14 protein-coding genes are annotated in these 20,110 nt (G+C 67.0%); 6 read left to right on the top strand and 8 right to left on the bottom strand.

Features of this window, described 5'->3' with window-relative positions; all coding sequences use genetic code 11:
• The first annotated feature begins 6 nt into the window (after positions 1 to 6).
• Positions 7 to 1,707 (top strand): long-chain-fatty-acid--CoA ligase, encoded by a 1,701-nt coding sequence (locus J1M43_RS07945; RefSeq protein ID WP_206476437.1) that lies wholly within the window; start codon positions 7 to 9, stop codon positions 1,705 to 1,707.
• Positions 1,708 to 1,777: 70 nt separating this feature from the next.
• Complete coding sequence (locus tag J1M43_RS07940; protein WP_152594909.1) at positions 1,778 to 3,589, top strand: DEAD/DEAH box helicase; 1,812 nt, start codon at positions 1,778 to 1,780, stop codon at positions 3,587 to 3,589.
• 162 nt (positions 3,590 to 3,751) lie between these two features.
• Here J1M43_RS07940 and J1M43_RS07935 read toward each other — a convergent pair whose 3' ends face one another.
• Genes J1M43_RS07935 through J1M43_RS07925 form a run of 3 tightly spaced genes read right to left on the bottom strand, consistent with a single transcriptional unit; the run spans position 3,752 to position 4,943 of the window.
• Positions 3,752 to 4,147, bottom strand: coding sequence for a PIN domain-containing protein (locus J1M43_RS07935; protein ID WP_307823533.1), 396 nt, complete (start codon positions 4,145 to 4,147; stop codon positions 3,752 to 3,754).
• Complete coding sequence (locus J1M43_RS07930) at positions 4,144 to 4,407, bottom strand: type II toxin-antitoxin system Phd/YefM family antitoxin (RefSeq protein ID WP_033107213.1); 264 nt, start codon at positions 4,405 to 4,407, stop codon at positions 4,144 to 4,146. Before J1M43_RS07930 ends, J1M43_RS07935 begins: the two co-directional genes overlap by 4 nt.
• Before the next feature lie 38 nt (positions 4,408 to 4,445).
• A complete protein-coding gene (locus tag J1M43_RS07925; RefSeq protein ID WP_206476435.1) occupies positions 4,446 to 4,943 on the bottom strand; it encodes a DUF4262 domain-containing protein in 498 nt (165 codons plus the stop codon).
• Between the two features lie 88 nt (positions 4,944 to 5,031).
• On the opposite strand from J1M43_RS07925, the gene J1M43_RS07920 reads away from it, so the two are divergent.
• Positions 5,032 to 5,307, top strand: coding sequence for an acylphosphatase (locus J1M43_RS07920; RefSeq protein ID WP_033107215.1), 276 nt, complete (start codon positions 5,032 to 5,034; stop codon positions 5,305 to 5,307).
• A gap of 66 nt (positions 5,308 to 5,373) precedes the next feature.
• Here J1M43_RS07920 and ligA read toward each other — a convergent pair whose 3' ends face one another.
• From ligA to J1M43_RS07905, 3 genes are all read right to left on the bottom strand, one after another.
• Positions 5,374 to 7,743, bottom strand: coding sequence for an NAD-dependent DNA ligase LigA (gene ligA / locus J1M43_RS07915; protein WP_206476434.1), 2,370 nt, complete (start codon positions 7,741 to 7,743; stop codon positions 5,374 to 5,376).
• A 664-nt stretch (positions 7,744 to 8,407) separates the two neighbouring features.
• The gene (gene mnmA, locus J1M43_RS07910; protein ID WP_084595868.1) at positions 8,408 to 9,505 is read right to left on the bottom strand and encodes a tRNA 2-thiouridine(34) synthase MnmA; all 1,098 of its coding nucleotides are present in this window, start codon (positions 9,503 to 9,505) and stop codon (positions 8,408 to 8,410) included.
• Positions 9,506 to 9,539: 34 nt separating this feature from the next.
• Positions 9,540 to 10,724, bottom strand: a complete 1,185-nt coding sequence (locus J1M43_RS07905; RefSeq protein ID WP_206476433.1) for a cysteine desulfurase family protein — start codon at positions 10,722 to 10,724, stop codon at positions 9,540 to 9,542.
• Positions 10,725 to 10,816: 92 nt separating this feature from the next.
• Here J1M43_RS07905 and glgX point away from each other — a divergent pair, with 92 nt between their 5' ends.
• The 3 genes from glgX to glgB all read left to right on the top strand — a co-directional run bounded on the left by glgX (position 10,817) and on the right by glgB (position 17,259).
• A complete protein-coding gene (glgX, locus tag J1M43_RS07900) occupies positions 10,817 to 12,886 on the top strand; it encodes a glycogen debranching protein GlgX (protein WP_206476432.1) in 2,070 nt (689 codons plus the stop codon).
• A 213-nt stretch (positions 12,887 to 13,099) separates the two neighbouring features.
• Entirely contained in the window at positions 13,100 to 15,064 is a 1,965-nt protein-coding gene (locus J1M43_RS07895; RefSeq protein WP_234001259.1) for a maltotransferase domain-containing protein, read from the top strand.
• On the top strand, positions 15,061 to 17,259 hold the full coding sequence (gene glgB, locus J1M43_RS07890) for a 1,4-alpha-glucan branching protein GlgB (protein WP_206476430.1): 2,199 nt from the start codon (positions 15,061 to 15,063) through the stop codon (positions 17,257 to 17,259). Before J1M43_RS07895 ends, glgB begins: the two co-directional genes overlap by 4 nt.
• On the opposite strand, the gene J1M43_RS07885 is transcribed toward glgB, so the two are convergent.
• Together J1M43_RS07885 and J1M43_RS07880 are read right to left on the bottom strand one after the other, a co-directional pair.
• The gene (locus J1M43_RS07885) at positions 17,242 to 18,201 is read right to left on the bottom strand and encodes a tetratricopeptide repeat protein (protein WP_033107221.1); all 960 of its coding nucleotides are present in this window, start codon (positions 18,199 to 18,201) and stop codon (positions 17,242 to 17,244) included. The two genes, glgB and J1M43_RS07885, sit on opposite strands and share 18 nt — an antisense overlap.
• Positions 18,198 to 20,078, bottom strand: a complete 1,881-nt coding sequence (locus J1M43_RS07880; RefSeq protein ID WP_206476429.1) for a glycosyl transferase — start codon at positions 20,076 to 20,078, stop codon at positions 18,198 to 18,200. The genes J1M43_RS07885 and J1M43_RS07880 overlap by 4 nt, the downstream gene beginning before the upstream one ends.
• Positions 20,079 to 20,110: the final 32 nt, after the last annotated feature.

Here is a 20,110-nt window from a genome sequence, read left to right as displayed (position 1 = left end):
GTCGACATGACGATGTTCGATCCCCCTCGCCCCTGGGTCGCCAGTTACGCCGAGGGCGTTCCGGAAGACCTCCCTGCCGTCGACGGCTCGCTGATCGATATCGTCGCAGCATCCGCGCGCGACTATCCGGATGCTGTCGCCCTGCAGTTCTTCGGGCAGGAGACGACGTACGCCGCCATGCAGAGCGCGATCGATCGCGCGGCCGCCGGGCTGCGCGATCTGGGCGTTCGCGCCGGCGACCCGGTCGCGATCGTGCTCCCGAACTGTCCGCAGCACATCATCGCCTTCTACGCTGTCCTGCGCCTCGGCGCCGTGGTCGTGGAGCACAATCCGCTGTACACGCCGCGAGAGCTGCGCAAGCAGTTCGAGGACCACGGGGCGAAGCACGCCATCGTGTGGAGCAAGGTCGTGGGGACCGTCCAGGAGTTCCCCGCAGACCTCGCCGTCACGTCACTGGTATCGGTGGATGTCACCACTGCGATGCCGCTGCTCACGCGAATCGCTCTGACGCTGCCGATCGCGAAGGCGCGGGAATCACGAGCTGCCCTCACCGAGAAGGTGCGCGGCGCGATCGACTGGAAGCAGATCGTCGGTTCCGCTCCGCTGCCGGCGTCGCACCCGAAGCCGGCCACCGACGACCTTGCGATCATCCAATACACCTCAGGAACGACCGGGACTCCCAAGGGCGCGGCGCTGACCCACCGCAATCTGCTCTCGAACGCGGGGCAGGCCAAGGCCTGGGTGCCGTCGATCCAACGCGGGCACGGATGCGTCGTCTACGCCGTGCTGCCGATGTTCCACGCCTACGGCCTCACTCTGTGTCTGACATTCGCGATGTCGATGGGCGCCCGGCTCGTGCTGTTCCCGAAGTTCGACCCCGACCTGGTGCTCGACGTCGTGAAGAAGCATCCGGCGACCTTCCTGCCGCTCGTGCCCCCGATCGCCGAGCGGCTGCTCAAGGCCGCCGAGGCCAGGGGCATCTCGCTCGCCGGCACGGAGGTCGCGATCTCCGGCGCGATGGCGCTGCCGCACGAGCTCGTCGTGCCGTTCGAGGAGGCCACCGGCGGATATCTCGTCGAGGGGTATGGACTCAGCGAGTGCTCGCCCGTGCTGATCGCGAACCCCGTCGCGCAGAACCGCGTGCCGGGAAGCGTCGGGCTGCCGCTCCCCGGCACCGAATGCCGCGTCGTCGATCCCGAGAATCCAGTTCAGGACGTGGAGCCCGGTATGCCCGGCGAGCTCGTCGTCCGCGGACCGCAGGTGTTCGGCGGGTACTACGGCAAGCCTGAGGCGACCGAGGAGTCCTTCGTCGACGGCTGGTATCGCACGGGAGACATCGTGACCATCGATGACGCCGGGTTCGTGCGGATCGTCGATCGCATCAAGGAGCTCATCGTCACCGGCGGCTTCAATGTGGCACCGACCGAGGTCGAGAACGCGCTGCGGCAGCATCCATCCGTGGCGGACGCCGCCGTTGTGGGGCTGCACAGCGACCACTCCGGTGAGGAGGTCGTCGCTGCCGTCGTCCTCGATCCCGGTGCGGAGCTCGATGAGGAGGCGATCAGACAGTTCGCCCGCAGCATCCTGACGGCCTACAAGGTGCCGCGCAGGATCTTCGTCGTGGACGAATTACCGAAGTCTCTGATCGGCAAGGTGCTGCGTCGTCAGGTCAAGGAGAAGCTCGAAACTCTCACGAACGGCGGCTGACGCCGCGTCTTCACAGGCGCGGGGCGACCCGACGCGCTACCTTTAGGTAGTGACCCCTGAAGATGCAGATTTGAACGAGCCCACCGAAGAATCCCCCGCGACCCCCGGATTCGAGGAACTCGGCATCACCGGACCCGTCCTCGCCGCCATCCGCGGCCTCGGGTACGAGACCCCATCGCCCATCCAGGCGGCCACCATCCCGACGCTTCTCGGCGGCCGCGACGTCGTGGGTATGGCACAGACGGGAACGGGCAAGACGGCCGCGTTCGCGCTGCCGGTGCTGGAACGCCTCGACGTCTCGCAGAAGACGCCGCAGGCACTCGTACTGGCGCCGACCCGTGAGCTGGCGCTCCAGGTCTGTGAGGCGTTCGAGTCGTACGCAGCGAAGATGAAGGGCGTGCACGTGCTGCCCGTCTACGGCGGCCAGGGCTATGGTGTGCAGCTTTCCGCGCTGCGCCGCGGCGTGCACGTCATCGTCGGAACCCCCGGTCGTATCATGGACCACCTCGCCAAAGGCACCCTCGACCTCTCGGCGCTGAAGTACCTGGTGCTCGATGAGGCCGACGAGATGCTGAAGATGGGCTTCGCAGAGGATGTCGAGCAGATCCTTGCTCAGACGCCTGCCGAGAAGCAGGTCGCCCTGTTCTCGGCGACCATGCCGCCGCAGATCCGCCGCCTCGCCCAGAAGTACCTGCGCGATGCGGAGGAGATCACGGTCAAGTCGAAGACGGCGTCGAGCACGAACATCACGCAGCGCTACCTCGTCGTCTCGTACCAGCAGAAGGTCGACGCGCTCACGCGCATCCTCGAGGTCGAGAACTTCGACGGCATGATCGTCTTCGTCCGCACGAAGAACGAGACCGAGACCCTCGCCGAGAAGCTGCGTGCGCGTGGCTATTCCGCAGCCGCCATCAACGGCGACGTTGCACAGGTGCAGCGCGAGCGCAGCGTCAACCAGCTCAAGGACGGCAAGCTCGACATCCTCGTCGCCACCGACGTCGCCGCCCGCGGTCTGGACGTGGAGCGCATCAGCCACGTCGTCAACTACGACATCCCCACCGACACCGAGTCGTACACGCACCGCATCGGCCGCACCGGCCGCGCAGGCCGCACTGGCGATGCCATCAGCTTCATCACGCCGCGCGAGCGCTACCTGCTCAAGAGCATCGAGAAGGCAACCCGCCAGGCGCCGACGCAGATGACGCTGCCGAGCACGGACGACGTGAACACCACGCGTCTCGCGCGCTTCGACGACGGCATCACTGCAGCACTTGCAGAGACCAGCCGCATTGAGGCCTTCCGCGACATCGTTGCCCACTACGTGCGAAACCACGATGTGCCGGAGGGCGATGTCGCGGCGGCGCTGGCCGTCGTCGCGCAGGGCAAGACGCCACTGCTGCTCGACCCCGCCAACGATCCGCTCGCGAGGTCGGTCGAGGCGGACAACCGCCCGCGTCGCGACTCCGGCGACCGTGCCGAGCGAGGAACAGGACCACGTACCGAGCGACGCAGTCGCAGCGACTACGCGCCGTACCGCATCGAGGTCGGCCGTCGTCACCGGGTCGAGCCGCGACAGATCGTCGGTGCGCTGGCCAATGAGGGCGGCCTCGGCCGCGATGACTTCGGGGGGATCAAGATCAACCCGGATTTCTCGATCGTCGAGCTGCCCGCGAACCTCAGCCCTTCGGTTCTCGACAAGCTCAAGGACACCCGCATCTCCGGTCGTCTGATCGAGATCAAGGCCGACCGCGGAGCCCCCGGGCGACGCAGCGGTGGCGACGGCGGAGCCCGAGGCGGCTACGAGCGCCGCGACCGCCCCTCGTACAGCGACCGTCCGGCTCGTGACGACAGGCCCGCCCGGAAGCCGCGTCACAAGGACTGAGACCCTTGCCTGGCCCGAGCACTGCTTCGGATGTCAGGAACGAAACGCCGTGGAACTTCTCGTTCACACGGCGTTTCGTGTTTCCGCCGCAAACCGGCGCAGCGCACAAGTGCACGGTCGGGCAAGCATTCGCTGACCGCCGGTACCGCCACGAATCGAGTCTCAGACGCGGATCAGTTCGATTCCCGGGACGCCTTCGAGCGCATCGAAGTCGGCATCCTGGGTGACAATCGGCAGGTCGTTCGCCGCGCCGATCGCTGCGATCCAGAGGTCGTTCACGTTCATTCGGCGACCGCGGTCGCGAAGTTCGACGCGCAACCGCGCCCACTGCGCTGCAGCGCGATCGTCGGCTTCGAAGATCTTCATGCGGGTGACGTTCTCCAATGAACGCAGTCGAGTGGCGCGCTCTGCCGGACTCGAAGCGGTGAGTACCCCGGTGCGCAACTCCGCCAAGGTGATGATCGAAGCCGCGAGCTCCGCCGGCAGGGCCTCAGTGTCCAAGGATCGTCCTGACTCGGCAGCGATGAGAACGGATGTATCCAGCAGACCGCTCGTCACCGTTCCCACGGGTCCGCCAAATCATCCGTGGTCTCGTCGATCAGTTCGGCAAGCTCACCACGAAGTCCGCTGTCGGCTTGGAACTCTGACAGGTGCGCGATGAACTCGCGTGCTGGCAACCACCGCCGCTCGTGCGCGATCGGAACAACCTTGGCGACCGGGTGCCCATGCACGGTGATCGTCACGTCTTCGCCGTCTTGCACGCGCCGCAGCACCGCTGCGGTGTTGTTCCGCAGATCCCGCGCTGCAACGTCGACCATGCGGCCAGTGTAGCCCTGTGTAGCAGTTTGTAGCCTTGTCATGCACGAAACTCCCCCGGCCGCGGCTGTACCCACGCGGGAATGGCGTAGCCGTCGTCCCACGGGAAGCGTCCTTGTTCGTCGTCGTACGTGAGCTGGAACGCTGGGACGGAGAATTCATCAGGGCGCCGGTAGAACGAGTTCGCAGCGAACAGGATGTGCGCGGGGTTCGGCAGCACCTCGACCGTCAGACGATGGTTCCAGTCGTCGAACTCGATCGTCTGTCCCGGCGTCAGATCGGCGCCGCTACGCACCCGCGCCGACACGTCGTTCAGCACACGCTGCGCAGTCTTCCCGCAGATGCCGAGCACGAGGAGTTCCGGATGGCCCATGCCGAACAGCCCCACGGTGTATGCGAAACACGTCATCCGAAACATCTGCTCGCCGCTCACGGACTGTATGAATACGCCATGCCGCCGGATCACCTGCCCGGTGAACCTGTCTTCCTCCTCACGCCACGCGTCGATCTCTGCCTCTGTCGGCTGCTTGTTCGTCATCGTGCCCTCCTCGGCTCTGTGTGCGATCGAGATTAGAACATAGGTACGACAAAGGACGTGACGAGGGAGATCCTGGCATTGTTGAGCCATGAGGTCGGTGCGAACGAGCACGCGTGGGCGTGTACAGGGAGTCGGGTACCGGTGGTTCGCACAGGACGCGGCCGCAGCTCACGCCGTCACGGGCTGGGTGCGAAATCGCCGCGACGGGACGGTGGAAGCCGAGTTGCACGGAGCGGATGCTGACGTGCAGGCCGTCCTCGACGCGCTGAAGCAGGGGCCAGCGGGTGCGCAGGTCGACGAAGTGACGGTGACCGACGTGCCGGCGTCGTCGTCAGGAGGATTCGAGATCCGCGCGACCATCTGAGACAGGTCTTTCCGCTCGAAACGGGCTGTGCCACTCCCTGTTTCGTGTGGTCGGTCCTGTTTCAGGTCAGGAGTCCAGCGCGTCGGGCCCCTCGGTGACGAGGATGTGGAACTGCGCAGCATCCAAGACGCGGATGCCGAGTTCCTCTGCCTTTCCGAGCTTGGAGCCCGCGCCGGGACCTGCCGCGACGAAATCGGTCTTCTTCGAGACGCTCGAGGCGGCCTTGCCACCGGCGTTGATGATCGCCTCCTGCGCACCGTCTCGCGTGTATCCGTCGAGCGAGCCGGTCGCAACGACCGTGAACCCCTCGAGCACCCCGCCCTCGACCACGGCGGCCCCAGGACCCGGGTGCCCCGGTGTCGCCCACTGCACTCCTGCAGCTGTCCACTGATCGACGATGTCGACGTGCCAGTCGACCTCGAACCAGGCGAGCAGCGAGTCGGCGATGATCCCCCCGACGCCCTCGACGGCGGCGAGCTCCTCACGGGATGCAGCTCGGATCGCATCGAGCGAGCCGAACCACTGGGCGAGCGCGCGGGCCGCGACAGGACCGACGTGGCGGATGTTCAGCGACACGAGCAGGCGCCAAAGATCCTTCTTCTTGGCCTTCTCGAGCTCGGCGAGCAGCTTCGTCGCAGCCTCTGACGGCAATGTCTCGCGGTGATTCTTGCGAATTCCGCTTCTACGGCGTTCAGCAGAGTCCAAGCCCTCTGTCCCTGGCGGATACTGCGCTGGGCCGAGTTTCTGGAACGGCGCACGCCGGACAAGTTCGCCCGTTTCGTCATCCACCTTCGGCTCACCGGTTTCCGCGTCTCTGACCACGACAGAAATAGGGACGAGCTCTTCCAGCGTGAGCGAGAAGAGACCGGCCTCGGTGTCCAACGGCGCGACAGCCGGTGCTTCGGCCTGCGTGAGAGCGGCCGCGGTCACCTCGCCGAGAACCTCGATGTCGAGAGCGCCCCTCGAGCCGATGTGCTCGACGCGTCCGCGCACCTGCGCCGGGCAGGAGCGGGCGTTCGGGCACCGCAGATCGATGTCGCCCTCCTTCATGGGGCGCAGCGGTGTGCCGCATTCGGGGCATCCGACCGGCATGACGAACTCGCGCTCCGTGCCGTCGCGCTTGTCGACCACCGGCCCCAGCACCTCGGGGATGACGTCGCCGGCCTTGCGCAGCACGACAGTGTCGCCGATCAGCACCCCCTTGGCCTTCACGACGTCCTTGTTGTGCAGTGTCGCCTGTCTTACGACCGAGCCGGCGACATGCGCTGGCGCCATGACGGCGAACGGCGTCGCGCGCCCTGTGCGTCCGACGGAGACGACGATGTCGAGGAGCTTCGTCTGCACCTCCTCCGGCGGGTACTTGTAGGCGATAGCCCATCGCGGGGCGCGGCTGGTCATGCCCAGCTCGTCGTGCAGCGCCAACTCGTCGACCTTGACCACGATGCCGTCGAGTTCGTGCTCGATGTCGTGACGGTGCTCGCCGAAATGCCCGACGAAGGCGATGACCTCGTCGATGTCGTGGCAGACCTTGGAGTGCGGACTCATCGGCAGCCCCCACGCGGCCAGCAGGTCGTAGATCTCGCTCTGCGACGCGACCGGCGGGTTCAGCCATGCACCGATTCCGTGCACGTACAGCGACAGCGAGTTCACCCGCAGCAGCCCGGCTTCGAGCTCGAGTCCGCTCTTCTTGTCGATCTGCTGCCGCAGGCCACCGCTCGCGGCGTTGCGTGGGTTGGCGAACGCGGGAAAGCGCCGCGCGGCGGCCGCCCGTGCCTTCTCGTCCTCGAACGGCTTCTTGGTGCCGCCTCGTGCGTCCCACCGCGACAGCGTGTCGGCGTACGCGCGGTCGCGGAACGACGCCTGCGCGGCGTTGAGCCGTTCGAACGCCGCGACCGGGATGAACACCTCGCCGCGCACCTCCACGATCGGCGGATGACCCTCACCGGTCAGCTTCTCGGGGACGTCGGCGAAACGCAGAGCGTTCTCTGTGACGATCTCACCCACGCGCCCGTCACCGCGCGTCGCCGCCGAGGTCAGGATGCCGTTCTCATAGCGCAGGTTGATCGCCAGACCGTCGATCTTGAGCTCGGTGAGCCATGCGACCTCGCGCCCGGACGACGACTGCGTCTTCGCCGCCCACTCGCGCAGCTCATCGATCGAGAAGACGTTGTCGAGGCTCAGCATCCGCTCGGCATGCTCGATCGTGGCGAGGCCCGTCGCCTCGGCGGCTCCGACCATCTGGGTCGGCGAATCCTGCCCCTGCAGCTCGGGATGCAGTCGCTCGAGCTCTTCGAGCCGGTGCATCCATCCGTCGTAAGTCGCATCATCGACGACCGAGGTGTCGCGTCCGTAGTACGCGTCCTTCGCCTCGAGAATGCGAGTAGTCAGCTCTTCGGCTTCGACGCGGGCGTCTTCCAGCGAGATGTTCTCCGGCACCGTCTCAGTCTATGAGCGGGCGCCGACATCAGAAGCGGCTCGCTCCCCCGTTTCGAGCTGCCCTCGGTCAACGACCCGCATACGCCTCGCTCGGAGAACAGCACTAACTTCGGAGCGAAACGGCCAACCCTGTCCGAAGATGCTGCAGTTCTCCGGGTTCAGCGCCGGCTCGCGCCCTCCGCCGGCATGCGCTAGCGCTTTCATCAGGTCCACTCCGCACTCTGCATACGCCGAGATGAAGACTGCCGAAAGCGCATTCCACCAGGCCTCTGCCGACAAAGGCTCGCGGGTCACCTCTGGCGTATGCCAGGGAATGCCGCTTTTCGGATTCCGCGCGAGTTCTGCCCTTTCCAGCTGAAGGATCAATCCGACGCCCAGCAAGACCTGCGTTGGCGCGTAGCCGAACGGCGCCGGACGCGGTTTCGGCTCGCCTGCGGCTCGCTCAACCCGTTTCGTCTCGCTGCGCTCGCTCAACCACCCGAGAGCTACGCGCGCTCAACCACCCGAGAGCTACGCTCGCTCAACCACCCGAGAGCTGCGCTCGCTCAACCACCCGAGAGCTACGCGCGCTCAACCACCCGAGAGCTGCGCTCGCTCAACCACCCGAGAGCTGCGCTCGCTCAACCACCCGAGAGCTGCGCTCGCTCAACCACCCGAGAGCGGCTCACGCGTCGACCGGAACCGCCGAGACCGTCTTGTCGATCGTGAACTGCCCGAGCACGCGGGTGCCGATGTAGAGCACTGCCGTCTGCCCAGGGGCGACGCCGTCGAGTGGCACCTCCGGCACGACGCGAACCCCGTCGACCGTCACGTGAGCAGCAGCGGGCACCGGTTCGGAGTGCGCGCGGATCTGCACGTGGCACTCGAACTCCGATGTCGTCGGCACAGCGCCCGCCCACGAGTACCGCTCTCCTGAGATCTCACCGATCGCCAGCGCTTCCTTGGGACCGACCACCACGGTGTTCGACACCGGCCGCACCTCGAGCACGAACCGCGGTTTGCCGTCGGCTGCAGGGATTCCGAGCTTCAGTCCCTTGCGCTGTCCGACAGTGAACGCGTGCGCGCCCTCGTGCGAACCGATCACGGTGCCGGAACGGTCCAGGATCTCGCCCTGCTCCGCACCGACCTTCTCGGCCAACCATCCGCGCGTGTCTCCGTCGGGGATGAAGCAGATGTCGTGGCTGTCGGGCTTCTGCGCGACGCTGAGGCCGCGCTCGGCCGCCTCGGCACGCACGAGCGCCTTCGACGGCGTCGAGCCGAGCGGGAAATAGGTGTGCGCGAGCTGCTCGGCGTTGAGCACGCCCAGCACGTACGACTGGTCCTTCGCGTTGTCCGATGCCCGATGCAGCTCGAGCCCCCCCTCGCCCTCGACGAGGGTCGCGTAGTGCCCGGTGCACACGGCATCGAAGCCGAGTTCGATCGCGCGCTCGAGGAGGGCGGCGAACTTGATCTTCTCGTTGCATCGCATGCACGGGTTCGGCGTGCGGCCGGCCCGGTACTCGGAGATGAAGTCATCGATCACGTCGTCGCGGAAGCGCTCGGAGAAGTCCCAGACATAGAACGGGATGCCGAGCTTGTCAGACGCCCTGCGCGCATCCATGGCGTCCTCGATCGTGCAGCACCCTCTGCTGCCGGTGCGCAGCGTGCCGCCGGCCCTGGAGAGCGCGAGGTGCACCCCGGTGACGTCGTGTCCTGCCTCGACGGCGCGTGCCGCCGCAACGGCTGAGTCCACGCCACCGCTCATGGCCGCAAGAATTCGCATTGGTCCAGTCTACGAGCGTGATGCTTCGGCAGGCTCAGTGAGCGCTCAGTTTTCCGGATGCTCGCGCATACGCATCGGCGATCGCCCCGAGCACCGCGTCGACCTCGGCGTCGGTCGAGGTGCGCCCGAGCGTGAAGCGCAGAACGCTGCGCGCATCCCGCTCACCGCGGCCCATCGCCATCACGACGTGTGACGGCTCGGCGACGCCGGCCTGGCAGGCGGAGCCGGTGGATGCCGCGACCCCTGCGACATCGAGCAGGAAGAGCAGGCTCTCTCCCACTGCCCCCGGAAAAAGCATGTGCACGTTGTTCGGGAGACGGTCGACCGGATCGCCGAGAAGTTCTGCCGACGGCACAGCGGTGCGGATGCCGTCGATCAGACGATCACGCAGCGCCGTGAGCCGCGCTCCCTCGGTTTCGCGCTCCGCCTCGGCGAGCTCCAGTGCGACCGCGAAGGCAGCAGCACCTGCGACGTCCTGCGTTCCGGCGCGGAGCCCTCGTTGCTGCGCACCTCCGTGCAGCAGACCGGTGAGCTTGGCCGTACGAGCGACCACGAGCACACCGACGCCCACCGGTGCGCCGATCTTGTGCCCCGCGACGCTCATCGCGACCAGGCCCACTCCCGCGCCGGCATCCGCTCGAAGGTCCCGGAACGACAGCGCCACATGTCCGAAGGCGCCTACTGCGTCCAAGTGCAACGGCACACGAGCCGCCGCCGCCGCGCCCGCGAGAGCGGCGGCATCGTTGATCGTGCCCACTTCGTTGTTCGCGACGAGCGCCGTGGCCAGTGCAGCCCGCTCGTATGCTGCGCCGGCCAAGGCGCGTGCGAACGCATCCGCCTCGATGCGCCCGGCCGCGGTCAGCGGTACCCGACGCAACACGGCGCCTTCGGCCGCAAGAGCACCGGCCGTGTCCATGCTCGCGTGGTGCTCGCCGTCCGGCAGCACGATGATCTCGGCATCCGCCTCCCGCGCATCCCAGACCCCGCGCAGGGCCGTATTGATCGACTCGGTGCCGCCAGAGGTCAATACGACCTCAATGGGGTCGCACCCCAGCACCGCGGCGATCCGCTCGCGCGACTCTTCGAGCAGCCTGCGGGCATCCTGACCCGCGCCGTGGGTCGATGACGCGTTGCCGACGACTTCCGTGGCATCCAGCCAGGCATCGCGCGCCTCAGGGCGCAGCGGCGTGGTCGCAGCGTGATCGAGATAGAACCTCATCCCTCAACTCTCCCCCATTTCTCGCGACACGGCACATGGAACTGAGTACGCGCTGTCATGAGACTGCAACACATCCCGCCTAATGTGTACTCATGCCCGAGTCCCAAGACTTCACTGCGCCCGGCGGCGCTGCCCTCGACGACCTCGGCGTGCGTCTGCACGACGGCGTCGCGACCCTGCGCGTCTGGTCGCAGAACGCCTCGTCGATAGAACTCGTGATCTTCGACGAGACCGACCTCGACTGGGTCACCGATGAGGTCGACCTCGAGCGTGGCACGGGCGACGTCTGGGAGGTCACCACCGACCTGCTGCAGCCCGGGACCAGGTACGCCGTCCGCGTCGGCGGTCCGCACGGCCCCGGCAACACATTCAATCCCGAGACGCTGCTTCTCGACCCGTACGCCAAGGGCCTTGCCCAGGGCGACGGATACGAGGAATGGCGCTCGGTCGTCATCGTCGACGGCTTCGACTGGGCTGAATCGCGCAAGCCCCGCATCCCGCTCGATCGCACGGTGATCTACGAGGCGCACCTGAAGGGAGTGACCAAGCGTCAGCCGGACGTACCGCCGGCGCTTCACGGCACCTATGCGGGTCTCGCCCACCCGGCGATGATCGAGTACTTCCATTCGCTGGGCATCACCTCGATCGAGCTCCTCCCTGTGCACGCCTTCGTCCCGGAGCCGCGTCTCCTCGAGCGCGGGCTCACGAACTACTGGGGTTACAACACCCTCAACTTCTTCACACCGCACAACGCCTACGCCACGGACGACGCTCGCAAAGAGGGTCCGGAGGCCGTGCTCGCCGAGTTCAAGGGCATGGTCAAGCTGTTGCACGAGGCGGGTCTTGAGGTCATTCTCGATGTCGTCTACAACCACACCTCGGAAGAGGGCATCGGCGGGCCCCGTTCGAGTCTGCGCGGCATCGACAATGCCAACTATTACCGTCAGCAGCCCGACGGCGTCTACATCGACACCACCGGATGCGGCAACACGCTCGACACCTCGAAGGATGCCGCAGCACGGCTCGTGCTGGATTCTCTGCGGTACTGGGCGCAGGAGATGCAGATCGACGGCTTCCGATTCGATCTCGCGGCTGCTCTCGGCCGCGACGAGAACCACGAGTACACACCGGAGCATCCGCTTCTCCTCGCCATCCGCGACGATCCGGCCCTGCAGGACGTCAAGCTCATCGCCGAGCCGTGGGATGTCGGTCTCGGCGGCTGGCAGACCGGGAACTTCACCGACGGGTGGCTGGAGTGGAACGACCGCTATCGCGACCGCGTGCGCAATTTCTGGCTCAGTGACATCGACTACGCGCGCCGCGCATCCGCACCTGTGGGCATCGGCGGCTTCGCGACCCGACTGGCCGGATCATCGAACACCTTCAGCGAAGATCGAGGACCTCTCGCGAGCGTGAACTTCATCACCGCGCACGACGGCTTCACCTTGCGTGATCTGGTCACCTACGACGTCAAGCACAATGAGGCCAACGGCGAGGACAACCGCGACGGCGCCGACACGAACCGCTCGTTCAACCACGGCGTCGAGGGCCCCACGACCGACCCCCTGGTCGAGGCCGCACGGCGCAAGGCCATGCGCAACCTTCTCGGCACACTGCTGCTGTCGGCCGGCATCCCGATGCTGACGGCCGGAGATGAGAGCGGACGCACGCAGAGCGGCAACAACAACGCCTATGCCCAGGACTCCGACCTCACCTGGCTGAGCTGGGACGACGAGGATTGGCAGAAGGACCTCCGCGCCCATGTCTCGGCGCTCACCAGACTCCGCCGTGAGAACCCCTCGCTCCGGCCGAGCCGCTATGCGCGTCTCGGCGAGCACACGCCCAATGCCTCGGTCATGGACTGGTACGACCAGAACGGCGAGACGATGGAGCAGGAGCAGTGGACCGATCCGGGCAACCGCACACTGCAGTACGTCGCCGCTTCCACGCCGGTGGACGAGCCGGCCAATCGCATTCTGCTCGTCGTGCACGGCATCGAATCCCCCGTCGAGATCACGCTGCCCACGCTGGAGGATGCGAGCCGATTCGTGTCGCTGTGGTCGAGCTCGGACGAACATCCCGGAGGCGAATCGGAGACGTTCGCGCCTGGCGATGTGCTCACGACGCCGGGAACATCGATGCGTCTCTTCCGCGTCGAGTGACGCTGCCCGGACACGGCACGGTGGCGGGTGTCGAGTCTCGTCGCGGCGGGGTACATTCAGGGTGTGGCTGCACGTTCTGGCAATCGTCCCGCGGCGCTTCGAAGCCCCGCACAGATCCCCCTGCGGCCCCGTGCCGCGGATGAACGAGAGGTCACGGTACGCACCGGGGTGAAGGATACTCCGGCGCACCTCACGCAGACGCTCACCGGGCGCATCCCGCTCGCGGATGCGACCCCGGCCGCGCCGGGTGGGTTCCCTGCCAAGGCCTTCGTCGGCGAAGTGGTGCCTTTCCGGGTCGTCGCGTTCCGCGAGGGCCACGATCGGATCGGCGTGCATGTGCGTCTGACGGCGCCGAACGGCGAGGAGAGTCTGCACCGCCTGGCGGCACTTCACGACGGCACCGACTCCTGGCGCACCGAGATCGCCCTCGATGTGCAGGGACTGTGGCGGTATCGGTTCGAGGCTTTCGCGGACGATCACGCCACCTGGGCCCACGCCGCTGCGGTGAAGATCGCGGCAGAAGTCGACGTGGAAGTGATGGCCGCCCTCGGCCGGGAGCTGTTCACGCGCGCCGCGGGCGAGAAGGCCAGACCCGCGGCAGAGCGCGCGCGTCTCAGAGCGGTCGCTGCGACGCTCACCGGGGCGGATGCCGCCACCGCCCTGTCGGTCGCCATGGATCCAGGCCTCGCCGCGCTGTTCGCCGCCAGGCCGCTCGCATCGCTCACCTCGGCCTCCGCCGAGCAGACGCTGGTCGTCGAGCGGACCACCGCGGGCGTGGGCGCATGGTACGAGTTCTTCCCTCGCTCGGAGGGAGCGAAGCGCAAGGCCGATGGCACGATCAGGAGCGGCACGTTCCGCACCGCGGCGAAGCGCCTTCCGGGCGTCGCCGCCATGGGCTTCGACGTGCTCTACCTGCCACCGATCCACCCGATCGGCAGAACGCACCGCAAGGGACCGAACAACGCCCTGGATGCCGCGCCCGCAGACCCTGGTTCGCCCTGGGCGATCGGGGCAGCAGAGGGCGGACACGATGCAGTGCATCCGGATCTCGGCACTCCGGCGGACTTCCGATTCTTCGTGCGCGAGGCGCGGAAGGTCGGTCTCGAGGTCGCTCTCGACCTGGCGCTGCAGGCCTCCCCCGATCATCCGTGGGTCACCTCCCACCCCGAGTGGTTCACGACCCTTCCCGACGGGACCATCGCCTACGCCGAGAACCCGCCGAAGAAGTATCAGGACATCTATCCGCTGAACTTCGATGGCGACCCCGACGGACTCTCGACCGAGGTGCTGCGCATCGTCGAGCACTGGGTGTCGCAGGGCGTGTCGATCTTCCGCGTGGACAACCCGCACACCAAGCCGCTCCGGTTCTGGGAGTGGCTCATCGCTCGCGTGACCGCGGCGCATCCCGACGTCGTGTTCCTCGCAGAGGCGTTCACCCGGCCGGCCCCGCTACGGGGCCTGGCTGCGGCAGGCTTCCAGCAGAGCTACACGTACTTCACGTGGCGCAACACGAAGCGCGAACTCGAGGACTTCCTCATCGGGCTCGCCACCGGGACGGCGGACTTCCTCCGCCCGAACCTGTTCGTGAACACCCCCGATATCCTCACCGAGTATCTGCAGTTCGGCGGTCGGGCCGCGTACCGCATCCGGGCGGCCATCGCCGCGACCGCAGCCCCGACCTACGGTGTGTACGCCGGTTTCGAACTGTACGAGAACGTCGCGCGTCCGGGGTCCGAGGAGAACATCGACAACGAGAAGTACGAGTACAAGCTGCGCGACTTCGCCGCTGCTGAGGCATCCGGCGATTCGCTCGCTCCTTTCCTCCGGCGACTGAATGAGATCCGTGCAGCCCATCCGGCTCTGCGGCAGCTGCGCAACCTCAGGGTGCACTGGAGCGACGACGACAGCATCCTGGTGTACTCCAAGCATCTCGACGCCGCGTTCACCGGCACCGGGTCCTCCGACACGATCATCGTCGTCGTCAACGTCGATCCCCACTCGGTGCGTGAGACCACCGTGCACGTGGACACATCGGCGTGGGGCGTCGACGGCGGTACCGAGTACGAGGTCGAGGATCTCGTCACCGGCGCGGTATGGACCTGGTCCGATCACAACTTCGTCAGACTCGACGCCTTCGTCGAGCCGGTGCACATCCTCAAGGTGAAGGAGCGGTCATGAACTACATCGAGGACGTCGTCGCATCACACGACTGGGAAGCCGTCGCGGCAGGTGCGCATCACGCTCCGCACGACGTGCTCGGGGCGCACCCGATGAAGGACGCGACCGGCCGCACCCGTACCACGATCCGCGTGCGACGTCCGCTGGCGGAGAGAGTGGATGCCGTCTTCAGCGACGACACGCGCCTGACGCTCGTCCATGCCGAGCACGGCATATGGGAGGGGCAGCACGACGGATCACCCGTTCCGTATCGGATCGCCACGGTGTACGAAGGCCAGGACGAGCAGGTGGCAGGCGACCCCTACCGCCATCTTCCGACCGTCGGCGACCTCGACCTGCACCTGATCGCCGAAGGCCGCCATGAGCGCCTCTGGGAGGTTCTGGGTGCGAACGTGCATCTGCTCGACGGTGAGATCGGAGTGTCGTTCGCCGTCTGGGCCCCCAATGCCCGGGCCGTCCGGGTGGTGGGCGAGCACAACGGCTGGAGTGGCGAGGGCCACAGCATGCGTTCGATGGGCGTGAGCGGGCTCTGGGAGCTGTTCATCCCGGACCTCAGCCCTGGAGCGCTCTACAAGTACGAGATCCTGACGCGTGACGGTCGCTGGATCCTCAAGGCGGATCCGATGGCGCGCCGCACGCAGGTCCCGCCGCTGACGGCATCGGTCGTCCCGTTCTCCGCGTACTCGTGGCAGGACGGCGCCTGGATGACCCGGCGCGCGGCGACGCATGCCGTCGCACAGCCGATGTCGATCTACGAAGTGCACCTCGGCTCCTGGCGCAACGGACTGGGATATCGTGAGATCGCCGACCCGCTCATCGACCATGTGCTGGAGACCGGGTTCACGCATGTCGAGTTCATGCCGCTCGCCGAGCATCCGTTCGGCGGCTCCTGGGGCTATCAGGTGAGCGGATACTATGCGCCGACAGCGCGCTTCGGGACCCCGGACGACCTGCGCTATCTCGTCGATCGCCTGCACCAGGCCGGCATCGGTGTCATCCTCGACTGGGTGCCTGGCCACTTCCCGAAGGATGACTTCGCACTCGCCCGTTTCGACGGCCTGTCCGTGTACGAGCACCCGGATCCGCGCCGCGGAGAGCATCAGGACTGGGGCACGCTGATCTTCGACTACGGCCGCCCTGAAGTGCGCGGCTTCCTCGTCGCGAACGCGCTGTACTGGTTCGATCAGTTCCACATCGACGGCCTCCGCGTCGACGCAGTCGCCTCGATGCTCTACCTCGACTACTCGCGACAGGACGGCGAGTGGGAGCCGAACATCCACGGCGGTCGGGAGAATCTCGAAGCGATCCGCTTCCTTCAGGAGGTCAACGCGACCGCGTACCGGGCCCACCCTGGGATCGTGATGATCGCGGAGGAGTCGACCAGTTTCCCTGGGGTCACCGGTCCCACCGATCACGCGGGGCTCGGGTTCGGGTTCAAGTGGAACATGGGCTGGATGAACGACTCGCTGCAGTACATCGCGCGCGACCCGATGTATCGTGCGCACCACGAGGGCGAGATGACGTTCTCGTTCGTGTACGCCTTCGGCGAGAACTACCTGCTCCCGATCAGCCACGACGAAGTCGTGCACGGCAAGGGCAGTCTGCTGTCGAAGATGCCTGGCGATCACGCGCACAAGCTCGCGAACGTGCGTGCCTATCTCGCGTACATGTGGGGGCACCCTGGCAAGAACCTGCTGTTCATGGGTCAGGAGTTCGGACAGCTCGCGGAGTGGTCCGAGTCCAGGCAGCTGGATTGGTGGCTCCTCGATCAACCGTCGCATGCGCAGCTGCAGCACTTCGTGGCCGAGATGAACGGCGCCTACCGCGCCAGCGCTCCGCTGTGGGAACGAGACGGCGACAGCACGCGCTTCCGTCGCCTCGGCGCACCGTCGTGGGATCCGAACGTGATCGCCTTCGAACGCCGTGACGAACACGGCGGCCGCATCGTGGTGATCAGCAACTTCGCCGGTGTCGAACGCGCCGGACTCCCGCTGCACCTGCCGGTGCAGGGCGTGTGGGACGAGATCCTCAACACGGATGCTGTGGAGTTCGGCGGCTCCGGGATCGGCAACTACGGCCGCGTCGCCGCGCATGTCGACGGCGAGCACGGCACTCCGACGACGAAGATCACCCTGCCTGCGCTGTCGACGATCTGGCTGCGATACCGCGCGGAGCGACTAGAACAGCAGCGATGAGAGGCGGTTGCGCGCCGCGATCACCCGAGCATCGCCGGTGCCGATGAGCCCGAACAGTTCGACAAGGCGCTCCCGCACCGGGGCGCGCTCGTCGGACGGCAGGGCCGCGAAGAGATCGAGCAGTCTTCCGAACGCATCGTCCACGTGGCCACCGGAGATATCGAGGTCGGCGACGGCGAACTGCGCCTGCACGTCGAGCGGTGCAGCAGCTGCGGCCGCCCGCGCCTGCTGAAGATCGAGGCCCTGCACGCGATCGAGCAGCCGCACCTGGCCGAGTCCTGCGCGAGCGTCCTCGTCGCGCGGGTTCTCCGCGAGCGCCTTCTCGTAGGCGGTGATGGCCGCCGGGAAGTCACCCGCCTCGATCGCCGCGAACGCCTCCGCGTGCAGAGGCGGCAGCGGAGCCTCTTGCGGCTCCTCCGCGTCATCGGCACCCGGTTCCCCTGAGTCGGCCGCAGCGCCCGCGACTGATCCGGTGACACCGTTCTGGGCGGCCACCTGCAGCAGCTGATCGAACACCTGACGCACCTGCTCCTCGGGAACCGCGCCGGTGAACATCGGTACCGGCTGCCCGGCGATCAGGGCGACGACCATCGGAATGGACTGCGCGCGGAAGCTCTGCGCGAGCTGCGGATTCGCATCCACGTCGACTTTGGCGAGCACGACACGTCCGCCGAGCTCCGTGACGACCTTCTCGAGGATCGGGCTGAGCTGCTTGCAGGGCCCGCACCATTCGGCCCACAGGTCGACGACGATCGGCACGGTGCGCGAGAGCTCCATGATCTGGCCGAACGTGGCGTCCGTGACATCGACGATGAATCCGCCCGCGGCTGGAGTCTCGGCGCCCGCCGGTGCCGGCGAGGCGTCGGCGGGAGGCGCCGGTCGGTTGCGCAGGCTCGAGAGGTCGACGGCGCCACGAAGGGCGGCTGGTGAGATGTCGCTCATTGGATCACTTCCACGTTGAGGATGTCTTGACGCACGGCGAGGAGGCGGATCTGCTCCGATGACCCCTGGGCGGGCACCGAGAAGAACAGCTGGAGTCCATATGTGGTCACGACGCCCTTGGCAGCCTCCTCGACCCCAGTGAGCGTCTTCGCTTCGGGGTTCTCCCCGAACTTGATCACCGCGTCCGTCGACGTCGGCGCGATGGTCTCGCTGTCGACCATCGACACGGCCACGATCGCTCCGCTGTCCAGCGTCGCCAAGGCCACGGCGGGCTGGTCGGCCGGCACGATGTCGAACGCTGTGCTCGAGGTCTCGGCGGCGCCGTTGTCCACGAGCGACTGCGTGACGGCCGCGCGGCTCGCCGAGATGGAGTCCGCCAGCGTGATGCTCACCGGATCGAACAGCGAACGGAACTCGCTCTTCTCGCCGCTGTCCACCACATCCGCGAAGGCCGTCGCGAGCTCTTCGGGTGCGAGTGCGAGGAACGCGGATGCGTTCTCCGTGATGAGGCTGGTCCCCAGCCATGCGGGGGCGAGCTCCGGCACCTCGGCAGAAGCCTGCATCTCGGCGACGTTGGCGACCTGGTAGTTCGACCACGGATCGGCCTGCGTCATGGTGAGGATGACCGGTGGCACAGTGTCGTCGCTCTTGCTCTTGCTGAGCGCGAGAACGGTGCGCGGCCACTCGTCCGTCGCCTGAGGCAGGAGCACCTCGATGACATCGGTCGGGATGGTGGCGGGCAGTGCACGGTCGGTGAGCGTCGCACGCAGGGTGTAGTCGGTGCTCCTCGCTGCAAGCGCGGCACCGGCCAGACGAGTGCCGGCGAGGTCGATGTCGAGCGACGCGTCAGCTTCTTCAAGAGTGCCGGCGATGCTCTTGAGGATGCGGGAAGCCTGAGCCTCTGTGACTGCCGGTGGCTTCTGATCCTCCGGTGTGATGACGGTCTGCGTCGGCGACGGCGTCGGCGAAGGATCTGCGAACTGCGGCCACGAGTCGCTGGAGCAGCCGGCGAACAGCAACGCGGCCACTCCGAATGCGGGCAGCACCAGCAGCCTGCGGCGCACGCTGTGCGCACGGCGCTCGCTCTTCGGCGCGCTCTTCTCCTCCGGTGCGCCGTCGGATGCGGGTTCGGCGTCGCCAGTGGCCTCGAGCGACTCGCGAACGGGTGCCGACTCGACGGCGAGGTCGATGGGTTCGGTGGCCGGCATCGGACCTGGCCCCTTGCGGCGCGGACCGCGTCCCCTGCGCTGATGGCGGATCGCCAGCACATACATGACGAGGCCGAACAGCAGCACGGCGCCGCCTGCGGCGATGAGCGGTCCGACCCAGGGCGTGGACCGATCGAGCGGCCAGGAGACGACGACATCCGAGGGTGCGTCCTGGGTTCCGTCCTTCGCGATGAGAACGCTCATGCCCTCCGGCAGCTGCATGTCGGTGATCAGCTGATCGGCCTCGCTGAAGGAATCGAGCCAGAGATCCGACCCCACTGGGTTGCGGCCGTCCGGCTCGGCGGTGTCACCCTCGGCGGCACCGCTCTCGTCCTCCGGTGCGACCTCCGGCTCGATGAGAGTGGAGACGCTCTCGCCGTCGGAGTCGAGTGCGACCGCGTTGTACTCGGCATCGGAGAGCCATGCCTTGAGATCGGCGGTGCGACCATAGGCGACGAAGATGTCGCCCTCTCCGCGGACCAGCAGCGTCTGCTGGCCCGGATTCTCACGGAGCACCGCTCCGTCCACGAGCGTGAAGGGCGCGGGCTCCTCGACGCTCAACTCCGTCTGCTGGGCCGATGGACCCATGAAGATGGTTCGCTGAGCGATGCCTGCTCCGATGAGAAGCGTGGCCAGGACGAAGGCCACGACGGCCCATACGAAACGCACGAAAAGTCTCCTTACGTGACCCGGGCGCCTCG

The organism is Microbacterium sp. KRD172, from assembly GCF_017168295.1.
In the GTDB taxonomy this organism is placed as follows: Bacteria; Actinomycetota; Actinomycetes; order Actinomycetales; family Microbacteriaceae; genus Microbacterium; species Microbacterium profundi.
Note: the sequence above shows the minus strand (reverse complement) of the source record. Positions and strands in the feature narration are given on the sequence as shown.